The organism is Staphylococcus sp. HMSC071G07 (genome assembly GCF_001811435.1).
Classification (GTDB): domain Bacteria; phylum Bacillota; class Bacilli; order Staphylococcales; family Staphylococcaceae; genus Staphylococcus; species Staphylococcus pettenkoferi.
This window is the reverse complement of record NZ_KV804784.1, coordinates 121,058-133,855: the sequence shown is the minus strand read 5'-3', so window position 1 is coordinate 133,855 and position 12,798 is coordinate 121,058. Positions and strand designations below refer to the sequence as shown.

Genomic DNA, 12,798 nt, shown 5'->3' with positions numbered 1-12,798 from the left:
TTAATCTAAATAATGATCTGCATGTTCAAGTGCGTAGTCATTACCTTTTGCTTTTTCTTTTTGGTATTTTCGTTTAGAAATCTTTTCCATATGCTCAATTTTGTAACTTACTTTTTTCGCAAATTGTTCTACTTCTTTTTTATTTTTTGCCAGCACATAGCAAGTTAACACATTATCATCGACAATATCTTTGTAATGTTGATAACGTAATTTAAAGATTTTCATAGTCAATTCCCCCATTGTTTTAAATATATGCCCCACATTGTAATTATTAAATTTATGCCCGTCTTTGAGGAAAACGAAACCTAGAGCGCTTGAGAATTGCCGTCTTTTTTATCCATAACAAAGAAAAAAGCACTTAAGAAAGATGAACTTTCCTAAGCGCTTCAATAGCTTATCTCAAAAGTGTTAGGCGTGTCCTCGTTTTCCACCACGTAATTTATAGACAATTAACCCGATGATAAATCCTACAACTGCTGGAACTATCCAACCCATGCCAATCGTAAAGAAAGGTATGTAGTGTTCAGCAAAGTGGATTAAACTTTGAGCAAATCCAGTGTTCGCGAATGATTCTGGACTAGCTTTGACTCCGTCGAAAAATGCGGCGATCATCGTGAAATAAGTCGTAAAGCGATAGACGATAGGTGAATGGTGGAACCATGAGCTGACGAGCGTTAATAATATCAACGTAATCGCTAATGGATAGATGAACATCAACACCGGTGTTGAATACATGATGATCTTCGTTAAGCCGACGTTAGCGAAGATACATGCTAATAAGCTCGCTGCAGTCGCAAATTGCAGATAACTAAATTTCGGGAACATTTTATTAAACGTTTCTGCAAAAGCAGTAATCAAACCAATTGTCGTTTTTAAACAAGCGACAATGATAATAAGTGATAAGATGATAATTCCATAATCACCGAGATAATATTGGGCAATTTGAGCTAAGGCAATACCGCCGTTCTCACTCACTTTGAAATGACCTAAACTCATCGCTCCCATCAAGGCTAATAAAGCGTAGATGACAGCCATACCTACAATGCTAATCGTTCCAGATTTCACTGTTTCTTTCGTAATTCCGCTCGGCTCTTTGATACCTAACTTCTTGATCGTTGCTACGATGATGACACCAAACGCTAACGCAGACAACGCATCAAGTGTGTTGTAACCCTCAATGAATCCTTTCAATGTCGCACTGTGGTGGTAGTCTGCACTAACTGGCGCATGACTTACACTGCCCAGTGGATGGATCAAGGCGAGGACTACGACGATCGCTAATAGGACGAGAAAGACCGGTGTAAGGAATTTACCTACGTAGTCTAGAATCTTGGACGGTCTTCTCGCAAAGAACCAGGCTACGACAAAGAATAAAATACTAAATATCGGTAAGACGACTTTGCCTGTACTTGAAGTGATAAAAGGCGAAAACGCAATCTCATAAGATGTCGTTGCAAGCCTTGGTAAAGCGAAAAATGGTCCGATGACTAAAAATAAAGCAATCGTGAATAAATAGGCGTAAATCTTATTCACGCGCGTCGCAATTTCAAAAGTTCCATTCGTCTTAGAAACACCAATCGCTATAATAGCTAAGAATGGAAACCCTATCGCGGCGATTAAAAAGCCTATCGTTGCAGGCCACATGTTGGCGCCTGCAATTTGTCCTAGATGTATTGGAAAGATTAAATTTCCCGCACCAAAAAAGAGACCGAATAACATCGATCCAATAAAGATAGTTTCTTTAATTGTGAGTTTGTGATTGTTCATAGTATGCATTTCTCCTACTGTGTAGTGATATTATTATTATACATTTTTTAACTAACTGGTGGGAGACGAATATTAAGATTTTTAAGAAATATCTTTAAGTTTTTTCTGAAATCCACTCATTAAGGTGACAATTAAGTGATTTGATTCATTAATCATGCGCAATAATTGATTTTACTAGCTTAAAGTGGGTTGCGAGTCTTGGACAACACAATTTTCTTCATGCGTAACCTCCAATTTTTCAAATATTGCTTCTACAGGGAAGACTGCCCGCCGTCTTTCACAACTACTATCGACATGGCTCCGATTCTAATAAATATTTATAGTAAGATTCCTTTTTCTCTAAATCCGTTTCACCCCAAACTTTATACTCTCGAGTATCCGTCCACGGCGCTGGTGATGGCGTCACGGTATAGTTATACACACTGTGTGGTTGATCTTTATAAGTTACTTCTTTCTCCGCTTCACCCATCTTAATATTAAAGTGCATCTCCTCATGCTTAATCTTTTTAGACCATCCTTTTTGGGAGATAACATGATTAATAACAGCTTCACTTTTGAGTTTTTGATAGGTAATGATAGTCGTGAAAACTGCCGACACTATAAAAATGATGCTAATGATAGAAAGAATAAGTATCTGTAATATTTTTTTCATAATATGTATCCGTCTTTCTTTTATATAGTAGAATCGCTTCCTATTACTTCGCCCCTTTTACCATATCACGCCTCAACTTTCTTACAAATCCGTAAGATAATACCCTCAAATTGTAAGATTAGATAAAAGCTGGAAGAGCGCTAGGCTCCTACAATAAAGATAGAAATTAAAGAAAGGAGAACTTAGCCATGAAAGCTTTAAAAATCTCGTTAACGACAATTGTCGTCATTATTCTACTCATCGTTGGATTATTGTTTGGACTTAAAATATATGGTGAAAAGCATCCACAGAACACTCAGGTACGAAGTTTAAACTTAATCAATCCGGTAGTGCCTACTAAAAAATATTACGTGAAGACGAACAAACCTTATAAGCAAGGAAAGGATATCGCACCTACTTATAAAACGACGGGCTACGATAAAGATGGGCATAGTAAAAAAATTACGTATACAGGTATGAAAAAGCTCAAAAAGAATCACTACCTAAAAATCATAAAAAAATCGGGAGTTGTTAAAAGTTATGAAGAAGTTGAGAAGAAAGATATTCCTCAAGATGCTCGCGAAAAACTCAAATAAATCGATGGATCCACGGCCGCACACTCAGGTCGTGGTTTTTTGTATTCTTTGACAGAACCTTACAAATCTGTAAGATACAGCCCTCAATTTGTAAGGTTAGATAAAGGCTGCAACGCGCACTCTTTCGTAAACTTGAACTATAAACAATCATTAGGAGTGAGACAATGACTATTCTAGAAGTAAATAATTTATCTAAAATCTATGGCAATAAACAAAAATATGAAGCACTTAAAAATATCAATTTCAGTGTAGAAAAAGGTGAATTCGTCGCAATTATGGGACCTTCGGGTTCAGGTAAGACGACACTGCTCAACGTCATCAGTTCAATCGATACGATTTCAGGCGGGTCGGTCATCATTGATGGCAAAGAAATTAATAAATTAAATGATAAAAAGCTCGCTGATTTCCGTAAAACGCAACTTGGTTTCATCTTCCAAGACTATAGCGTACTTCCGACACTCACAGTCAAAGAGAACATTATGCTTCCATTGTCAGTGCAAAAAATTAAAAAATACGTAATGGAACAAAACTACAAAGAAGTTACTGATGCATTAGGTATCAATGACTTAAGTCACAAATATCCAAGTGAAATTTCAGGCGGACAACAACAACGTACAGCTGCTGCGCGCGCTTTCGTTCATAAGCCGTCCATCATTTTCGCCGACGAACCTACAGGCGCGCTAGACTCTAAGAGCGCACAAGATTTACTCAAACGTCTGGAGGATATGAACAACGAATTTAATACGACGATTATCATGGTTACGCACGATCCTTCAGCAGCGAGTTTCGCAGAGCGCGTCATCATGTTGAAAGACGGTAATATCCATTCAGAAAGTCATCAAAATAGTAAATCTAAGCACGACTTTTACCAAGAAATCATTAAACTACAATCCACATTAGGTGGTGTGACTCATGACATTTAATCAAATTACGCTAAAGAATTTAAGACAGAATATCAAACATTATGGGATGTTCCTGTTCTCTCTACTCTTGAGTATTGTGATTTATTACAGTTTCGCAACTTTAAAATACTCACATAGTATCAATAATTCAGGTTCTGCTGAGTTCCTTAAAAAAGGCGCGTCAATCGGCTCATCGACACTCTTTATCATCATTATCGTCTTCTTGATGTACGCAAACCACTTATTCGTCAAGAGACGTACGAAAGAATTCGCGTTATTCCAACTTATTGGACTATCCAGAGGCAATATTCTCAGAATGTTGAGCCTTGAACAATCCATGATTTTTATCATTACAGGTATCGTAGGTGTGATTATTGGCATCTTTGGTTCACAACTCGCGATCAACATCGCAATGAAACTCATGAAACTCAAGACACACATTGCGATCGGCTTTGAGCCTAAAGCGTTAGGTATTACTGTGATCATGCTTGTCATCGCATTCGTATTAATACTGATTCAGAACGCCTTATTCTTGAAACGTCGCAGCATTCTCACGATGATGAAAGATAGCACGAAAACCGAGGCGACGAAAGCACGTATTACGATTCCTGAGGTGATTGGCGGTATCTTAGGTATCGCGATGATTGCTTTCGGTTATTACATGGCAATGGGAATGTTTACTACGTTCAAAGCATTAACGATGGCGATGGCAACTCCATTTATCGTTATTTTCTTAACGGTCGTCGGTGCTTATCTCTTCTTTAGAAGTTCCGTTTCTTTGATTTTTAAAACGGCTAAGAGAGCTAAAAATGGTCGCGTATCAATCACAGATGTCGTCAGCACTTCTTCAATTATGCATAGAATGAAGAAAAACGCGATGTCGCTCACAATTATTGCGGTAATTTCAGCGATTACGGTTACAATTTTATGTTTCGCAGCCATTACACAGTCACAAACGAATTACACTATGGAGTCTATGACACCTCAAGATTTTAATATCTCAGAATCAAATCACGCAGAGAAATTTGAAGATAAACTCCATAAAGCACATATTCCATTTGAAAAGAAAGTAACTGAAACGATTAACCCTAAAAATGTGAAAGATGAAGTTATGACTATGGGTGATGATACACATGCTGCCAACACATCGACACTAGCTGCCAACTCTAAACTGAAAGGTAACGAGGCGAAACTAACCAACATAAAATCTATGCCAAGTATCGTTCAAATTCACAACAATAAAGAGATTACTGTAAAAGGAAAAGAGAAGAAAACTGTAAAAGTGACACAAATCGATAAAGATAAAGTCTATCCTTTAAATGTGTCTTATGACGCGCCTGTCGTCGAAGTGAGTCCTGAGATTTATAATGCGGTAAAAACAGATGATAACATTCTACGCAATGACGGATTTAACTTAAAACATCACAGTGATATGAATAAAGCTGAGAAATTAGGTATGAAGATTGATCCATCAATCATTTCTAAAGAAACGATGAAGAAACAGCTCGATGCGTCTAACGGCATCTTCATCTTCGTGACTTCATTCCTAGGCTTAGCATTCCTAATTGCGGCTGGCTGTATTATCTATATTAAGCAAGTCGACGAAACTGAAGATGAGAGTGATAACTTTAAGATTCTGCGTCGTATCGGCTTTACAAGTTCAGATATGGCGAAAGGCTTAGTATTGAAGATATTATTTAACTTCGGTCTCCCTCTCGTTGTTGCGCTGTTACATGCATTCTTTGCGGCCAAAACATTTATGCACATTATGGGTAACGTGACGATGAAACCTGTATTTACCGTCATGATTATTTACACACTCGTTTACCTCGTGTTTGCGATTATCGCATTCGTTCATTCCAACCGAGTGATTAAGAAGTCAATTTAAGTAGCGATATGATAGTATAAGTTAAAATTGTTGAAGAGCCATGCATGAGAAGTGCGTGGCTCTTATAATGTGATTTGATAAAGTCTTACCCATTTAACTATGATAATGATTTTACTTCATTTAATACTTTTTTGTAATTTGATTAACCTTTTTATCAATTTTATTATACTTGCTCTTATTTCTATTAAGATTATCAATATGATGAACAGAAATGTCATATATTCCTGAAAGATTTAAAGGATATTTCAACACGTGATACCCTATTCGTTTCTTTAATCTATGTAATATTTCAGGGCCACCTTGTGTATATAAAATTATAGCCTTTTTGTCTTTCCATAATCCCTTTTTAAAGTATTTTTCTTTTAAAACTAAAAGCATACTCTGGCCAAAATGTTTGATCTATAAAACTTTTCATTAAAGGGGGCATATTGAACCAGTAAAGTGGATAAATAAAAATTAATATATCTGATTGATTTAGATCATTGATTATCCCCTTTTGTAGAGACGTTAGTTCAGTATGATAACCTTCCTCTAAAGTGACAGGTAACTTCATTTGCTGTAAATTAAATGCGTTAGTATTAATTTCTCTTAACTCACTAGTAATTGATTGATATAACTCAAAGCACACTCCTGATTGGTTCCCACCATATATAACACTAATCATTTTATCCTCTCCGTTTGCTCAGTTCTTTAAAAATCTCATCCTTATTTAGTTCATATTGATTATTTTTCGCTAAATTATGAATCCTTTTCAATTTATTAAGTATAAATACTTAGTTATATAATTCTTCTTCTTTCTTCTGTATCACTTTATCTATATATTCTGTTGAATTAGCATTACACGTTCGGTTAGTAGTTTTATGAAACAACTCGAGTATATATTTTATATCTGATAAATCTATATCTAGTGATTTTAAATCTATAATCATTTTTAAGTCTATAATACTTCTTTCATCAAAGTTACGATAATCATTAAGATCTCGTGGCACATAAAGTAAACCTATTTTTTCATAATATCTTATTTGTGATTTTGGAATATCAAATTTTTTTGATACTTCTTCAATTCTCATGTCTTTCCACCTCTTGTATTTAAAACTATCATTAAACCTTACTTTAAGGTCAAATTAATTTTACAAACTAATATCCAAAGAGATATTTTAGACTCCCAGCAGACTTCCCTCTCAACTTTCTGAGTCGCATCGCTATACCTTTGTATAAGTCTGCGATTTGTGGTAGTATCATCATGGATAAATTTCGATATTACTAAACAAGAAGGTTTAATAGATTATGAAAGATAATTTTTGGAGTGAATTACCTCGCCCGTTCTTCATTCTGGCACCAATGGAAGACGTGACGGACATCGTCTTCCGTCATGTAGTCAGTGAAGCTGCGAGACCTGATGTGTATTTTACCGAATTCACAAACACGGAAAGTTTCTGCCACCCAGAAGGCATTCACAGCGTGCGTGGACGTCTAACTTTTAGTGAAGATGAGCAGCCAATGGTCGCGCATATCTGGGGTGACAAGCCTGAGCAGTTCCGCGAGATGAGTATTGGCCTGGCTGAGATGGGCTTTAAAGGCGTGGATCTGAATATGGGCTGTCCTGTAGCCAACGTCGCGAGCAAGGGTAAGGGTTCTGGCCTGATTCTCCGTCCTGAAGTTGCGGCAGAGATTATTCAAGCAGCGAAAGCAGGTGGGATTCCTGTCAGCGTTAAGACGCGTTTAGGTTATTATAAAATTGAAGAGTGGAAAGAATGGCTGAGACACGTCTTCAAGCAAGGCATTGCTAACCTATCTATCCATCTCCGTACGCGTAAAGAGATGAGTAAAGTCGATGCTCATTGGGAGTTGATTGAAGCGATTAAAAGTTTGCGTGACGAGATTGCACCGGGTACGTTGTTGACGATTAACGGCGATATTCCAGATAGACAGACCGGTCTTGAACTTGCCGAGAAATACGGTGTCGATGGTGTTATGATCGGTCGAGGTATCTTCCACAACCCATTTGCGTTTGAAAAAGAGCCTCGTGAACATAGCACAAAAGAATTATTAGATTTATTAAGACTCCATCTCACATTATTTGATAAATATTCAGCAAACACTGGTCGCCCATTCAAGAGTTTACGTAGATTCTTCAAGATTTACGTGCGCGGTATTAGAGGTGCGAGCGGTTTACGCCACGAATTAATGAGTACCAATTCGACAGACGAAGTGCGTAAGTTGTTGGATGAGTTCGAAGAGCAGATGGATGGAGAGTAGTTGTAAAGGCAAAAAATTAAATATAGATACTGAAGAGTACCCTAAAAATTAGTTGAAATCCAACTCTTAGGGTACTTTTTAGTAACTAATCATTGTACTTTTCTATCATAGTATTAATAAGGATTGCCATATTTTTTACAATACTCATAGAAACCATTTTTATACATGTAAATTTGTTTTTCTATATTTTCTTCGTTATCAAACTGAAGACCTTTTAAAATAAGTTTAGTAAATTCTAAAGGTGCTGTCCCATTAGCTGTGACTAAATTTCGATCTATTATAGCTTGTTGAGGAGAGAATTTGCGTCTTGGCTTATATTCCGCGTAAGTTTTTAAAACTTCTTCGGAATTACTTGTATGTCTATAATTATTTAAGAGTCCATGTTTACCTAAATAATCTACTGCTCCACAAATCGCACCAATAAATTTTTCGTTATCGAAAGCATTTTTAATGAAACCTCTTAGCTTTTCGCTATCTATATTCCAACTATTGCCACCTATCATTATCAAAGCATCATAGTCTGAAATTTCATCTATTAACAAGTCTATTTCAGTAGTAAATCCACCAATTGAAGTAACATTATTTTCAAGAGAAACAGTCTTTACATCCCATTCATTACTTCTATTTAACATTGAAGAACAATAGCTTGCTTCCCATTCGGCATATTGATCTAGTAATAAGAATAGAGCCTTTTTCATATAAATCTCTCCATAATTTAAAATTAATACTTATAATTTATTTTATCATTAAGTTACTTATTTCAAAAATTAAACAAGGGTGTTGCTTTTATTTATCTTATAGTGGCAATTTTTAAAGTGTTAACTATCTGATTTAACTATAGAAGCTAGTATATATTTAGATTTCTAATTAATATAACCGAATCACTTTTGATAATTTATCTTACCAATTAGCAATTCGGTTATAATTTAACTTGAAATTCATTTTTTCTAAATATTTTCGTTATAGCTCCATCAGTTTTACCAGACTTTTGTACTCGTCATCGCTGACTTTTTTAAAACTCTGAGTACCTGGATTTTTAGTACCAAAAATTTCTTTCATTTTCGATTCATCGATTATTGGGGGTTCATTTAAATTTACATGCACTTTCTTACAAATATTAAATTGCTTATACTTTCTAGCTCTGAATTTATATCCTCTTTCTGTCTCATGTATTTTTGATTTAGCAATAGTAGTTTTACTAGCAGAAAGTGGTGGATTGCCATCTACCACACAATTTTTGGGTAATTCATAGTTATAATTTTTATACCATTTAGCAGCATCTTCGTGCGTTTTCATAACTTTAATGACCTCTATAATAGCTACCAATCGCCAATGTTTAAAATCTTGGCCATACATATTCTTTTTAGTGAGATACACCATCTTATCTCCTTCTTTTAACTTCGGAGCTAGTTTACTTCCTCTACATAAGGATGATACTCCAGGGTATTCAACATTCAATGATGGTTCTGTTCTAATAGAAGCATCTAAAAATTCTGGTATATCCTTATTATTATCCACAACCTTGATACCCCTTTTCTTAAATATCATAGGCTCATACGTTACCATTCTGATTTCACTCATATCTCATCTCTCCTATGCAATGATTATCGAACGGTCGCATATTTTAAAAACCGCTTCACACACCCAGTTAAACAAATAAAGTGGACAATAAATGTCCACTTAAAATTGCATCAAAAGATTTAATATGAAGTTGCACTAAAATCTCGATTTTAGCCATTAATCATTTACACACACTACTTCACCACTTCTACAAAGTCTTTATTCGCAGTCAGGAACAGTCCATCTTGGGTCACTAATCTTGGCGTTGAATTTTTGGTATAAATAATGTCCTTAATTGTCAATTTCTTACTAACTTTAAGCGTTTGAACCGCTTCACCTTTAAACGTGCGTGTATCATACAGTTTACATGATTTAGTGATTTTCACTTTTTGAGGCACGTCTGTGATATATTGATCTAAATTTGACGTGTCAATCAATGCCACAAAGTCTTTATTTGCCGTCAAGATACTACCATCCTGTAATACGAAGCGTGGCGTGCCTTTAGATGTATGCTGTATATCCACCGCTTCAACTCTTGTTCCAGCCTCCACAGTATCAATAGGTGCTTTGAACGCGATATCTTCATAACGCTTCACTTTCTTCAATGTCATGAGCGGTCCTGGCACTTTTGTAAAATATTTATCGCTCAAGTCCACTTTTTGTTGTGCTTTCTCTTTATTCATCAACTCGACTTTGAAATTTTGACGTTTCATCTGGTAAAGGTCATTAAAGCTAGGATATGAAGCATACACGAGTGAGAATTCACCTTTTCCATATTCAACACTCAAATTCACATCCACAGTATCTAACTTTTTAAATACTTCATGTGAAACATAAGTTCTGCCATCCTTATATTCAAACGGCAACTCCATTTCATTCGGCACATTGTTGATTTCAACCGCTTTTACCGCTTGAATTGTGACGTTATCTGCCTTAAAGACACGAATAACCTCATATTTTTCGCCATCAATCACATGCGTACCTTCATAAACTGGATAGCAATCCACCGCAAGAGGTTCAAACAATTCATAAGATCGAGTAAGATTGCGATAAATCTTGTCATCTTGAATCGTAAATTTCCATCTTTTATACACGACATCTGATACGAAATTGATAAATTCTTCCTCATCCGCCTGATGATAAAATGTATGCAGTATTTCAAATATTGGATCCGTAATTAGCTCCTTAACTTCAAAACCGCACTCACTCATTTTACGCTCTACTTCATCAAAAATCTCATAAAACGCGGGTTTATCAGACGATTTCACAAAAGTTCGCGTACGTAGAAAACGTGCAATATAGTCCATCTCAAGCACTCTAGATAACGCCATTCGCTTAAGCTCTGATGACATCTCCATGTCACAAGTTCGATTGAGTATCTCTAAATTCAATTTCGCTTTCTCTAACATGGACGTTTGTTTAATCAACGAAACGTTGTCATCAAAGCGATTGACGTGATACATCGGTATCGTAGTCATCGTAATATCATTTACTTTAGAGAAGAGTTGGAAGAAAAATAACTTATCTTCTCCATACTTCATATGCTCAAATTGAATGTCATTATCAACAACAAGCGCACGTTTAAACAGCTTTCCTGGTGGCCCCACAGCTCTAAAAATTTTCTCGATATCTTGTGGCTTTAAGTGAGATTCATCCTTATAATTTGTGAACTTACCATGATAGCCCACACCTTTAGAAGTATGTTTGAAGCTCTGGCCGATACCGAAATCAGCATCATCTGCATTTACTTTTTCAACTACTTTAGGGAAGCCTTCTGTATCTAACCAATCATCCGCATCCAATAACGTAATATATTTGCCTTGAGCCTCTTGAATTCCCACATTTCTCGGCTCAGCAGGACTCCCCGTATTCTCAGATAATTGAATTAATCGAATAAAGTCATAGTCCTTTTCATAATTTTTAACAATCTCCACAGAGCGATCTGTCGAACAATCGTCCACAAAGATAGCCTCAATACTGTCTTTATCTATTTCTAAATTAATTAACGATTCTATACACTGATTTAAGAAATTCTCCTTGTTATACACTGACACAATAATCGAAACGAGTTTAGTCATGTTGCTGTCCCTCCCAATGTTAATCTACTAACCTTTGTTGATAGCTTTGATAATAGGTTTCGTGCGTTGTCTTCCCAATGCCTCCAACAATATACTTTCCATATTTACTTAAATTCACTATATAGGAGATACATATTGAAAAAGTCACAGTTAACGTCCATGTAAAAACAACATTTAACAATGGATGATCACTTAATGTTCCCAATCTATGTACAAAGAAGTAGTGAATTAAATAAATTGAAAAAGAATAATTGCTAATAAAAATGATAAATCTTGGAACATATTTGAAGTAAGATGCGATTAAAAAGAATAATAGTATAACCATCGTCACGTAAATAGGTGTATCGAAGCGTTTAGAATCAACTAAAGTTAAAATGCCAAACTGAAAATTAAAAATAACAACTATCGTTACTATTATCGTCCCACTTACAATATGCGACGTATACCTTTGGATATGATTCATCAATCTCTCATAGTGGTATCCCATGTAGAAACCTAATAGAAAGTAACTCAACCAACCGATAAAGATCATCCAACCTTCCCTTTGCCAAAGCCAATTAACAAGAATGGATTCAGGCGCATCTATGAAATTTCTCATAGCCCAAAACAGGGATGTAATGACTAATGAGTATATGATCATTTTTATCGGATTTAACTTCACTAAATACTTGGCTAGCAACATATGTAATAGATAAAACTGAAAAATGATGATGATAAAATAAGTCAATGTGCCACCATGAAACATCATCGAGTTGACTGATTTCAAATAGCCATTGAAATTCTCAGAATCCCCATATACATAAGCAAGTCCTAAATTAATTATAATATATGGAATACCTAAAGTAAGCAGTTTTTGTACGAAAAACCCCTCTTTAACTGTCGTCTTATACCGTTTAGCTAGTAAAAATTCTGATATAAACACAAACATCGGTGTAGCGTAGAGCAATATTAGCTGAAAAATCCTTAATAGATAACCTTTATTGGGCATATCGAATTTATAAAATGTCGTCGTAATAGTATGTATCATTACAACACTTAAGCAAGCAATGGCCCTCATCCAAAAAATAACCGAAGTGTAACGCCCCATTTGTATTCTCCCTTTTATATGCATAACCAT

Annotated in this window: 13 protein-coding genes; 4 read left to right on the top strand and 9 right to left on the bottom strand. The window is 35.6% G+C overall.

Annotated features, from left to right (window positions below; translation table 11 throughout):
- From HMPREF2802_RS09965 to HMPREF2802_RS09955, 3 genes are all read right to left on the bottom strand, one after another.
- Positions 1-225, bottom strand: a complete 225-nt coding sequence (locus tag HMPREF2802_RS09965; protein WP_049406339.1) for a hypothetical protein — start codon at positions 223-225, stop codon at positions 1-3.
- 183 nt (positions 226-408) lie between these two features.
- Positions 409-1,767, bottom strand: coding sequence for a branched-chain amino acid transport system II carrier protein (brnQ, locus tag HMPREF2802_RS09960; protein ID WP_070504168.1), 1,359 nt, complete (start codon positions 1,765-1,767; stop codon positions 409-411).
- Between the two features lie 286 nt (positions 1,768-2,053).
- Entirely contained in the window at positions 2,054-2,419 is a 366-nt protein-coding gene (locus tag HMPREF2802_RS09955; protein ID WP_070504165.1) for a DUF3139 domain-containing protein, read from the bottom strand.
- 188 nt (positions 2,420-2,607) lie between these two features.
- Here HMPREF2802_RS09955 and HMPREF2802_RS09950 point away from each other — a divergent pair, with 188 nt between their 5' ends.
- The 3 genes from HMPREF2802_RS09950 (at position 2,608) to HMPREF2802_RS09940 (ending at position 5,784) form a co-directional block, all read left to right on the top strand.
- Complete coding sequence (locus tag HMPREF2802_RS09950) at positions 2,608-2,994, top strand: YxeA family protein (RefSeq protein WP_070504162.1); 387 nt, start codon at positions 2,608-2,610, stop codon at positions 2,992-2,994.
- A 164-nt stretch (positions 2,995-3,158) separates the two neighbouring features.
- The gene (locus tag HMPREF2802_RS09945; protein WP_070504159.1) at positions 3,159-3,917 is read left to right on the top strand and encodes an ABC transporter ATP-binding protein; all 759 of its coding nucleotides are present in this window, start codon (positions 3,159-3,161) and stop codon (positions 3,915-3,917) included.
- On the top strand, positions 3,907-5,784 hold the full coding sequence (locus HMPREF2802_RS09940; RefSeq protein WP_070504157.1) for an FtsX-like permease family protein: 1,878 nt from the start codon (positions 3,907-3,909) through the stop codon (positions 5,782-5,784). The genes HMPREF2802_RS09945 and HMPREF2802_RS09940 overlap by 11 nt, the downstream gene beginning before the upstream one ends.
- A gap of 346 nt (positions 5,785-6,130) precedes the next feature.
- Here the strand turns inward: HMPREF2802_RS09940 and HMPREF2802_RS12395 are convergent, their stop codons facing one another.
- Positions 6,131-6,448 (bottom strand): NAD(P)H-dependent oxidoreductase, encoded by a 318-nt coding sequence (locus HMPREF2802_RS12395; protein ID WP_256277938.1) that lies wholly within the window; start codon positions 6,446-6,448, stop codon positions 6,131-6,133.
- 109 nt (positions 6,449-6,557) lie between these two features.
- Positions 6,558-6,854, bottom strand: a complete 297-nt coding sequence (locus tag HMPREF2802_RS09930; RefSeq protein ID WP_242249963.1) for a MerR family transcriptional regulator — start codon at positions 6,852-6,854, stop codon at positions 6,558-6,560.
- 217 nt (positions 6,855-7,071) lie between these two features.
- On the opposite strand from HMPREF2802_RS09930, the gene HMPREF2802_RS09925 reads away from it, so the two are divergent.
- Positions 7,072-8,043 (top strand): tRNA dihydrouridine synthase, encoded by a 972-nt coding sequence (locus tag HMPREF2802_RS09925; RefSeq protein WP_070504154.1) that lies wholly within the window; start codon positions 7,072-7,074, stop codon positions 8,041-8,043.
- Between the two features lie 113 nt (positions 8,044-8,156).
- Here HMPREF2802_RS09925 and HMPREF2802_RS09920 read toward each other — a convergent pair whose 3' ends face one another.
- The 4 genes from HMPREF2802_RS09920 to HMPREF2802_RS09905 form a co-directional block, all read right to left on the bottom strand.
- Positions 8,157-8,741 carry a type 1 glutamine amidotransferase family protein gene (locus tag HMPREF2802_RS09920; RefSeq protein ID WP_070504150.1) on the bottom strand — a complete coding sequence of 195 codons (585 nt, stop codon included), beginning with the start codon at positions 8,739-8,741 and terminating at the stop codon, positions 8,157-8,159.
- A gap of 262 nt (positions 8,742-9,003) precedes the next feature.
- Positions 9,004-9,624 carry a hypothetical protein gene (locus HMPREF2802_RS09915; RefSeq protein ID WP_070504147.1) on the bottom strand — a complete coding sequence of 207 codons (621 nt, stop codon included), beginning with the start codon at positions 9,622-9,624 and terminating at the stop codon, positions 9,004-9,006.
- A 173-nt stretch (positions 9,625-9,797) separates the two neighbouring features.
- Positions 9,798-11,681: a DUF5776 domain-containing protein gene (locus HMPREF2802_RS09910; RefSeq protein WP_070504143.1), complete on the bottom strand. Its 1,884-nt coding sequence runs from the start codon at positions 11,679-11,681 to the stop codon at positions 9,798-9,800.
- 19 nt (positions 11,682-11,700) lie between these two features.
- A complete protein-coding gene (locus tag HMPREF2802_RS09905; RefSeq protein WP_070504140.1) occupies positions 11,701-12,768 on the bottom strand; it encodes an acyltransferase family protein in 1,068 nt (355 codons plus the stop codon).
- Between the last annotated feature and the right edge of the window lie 30 nt (positions 12,769-12,798).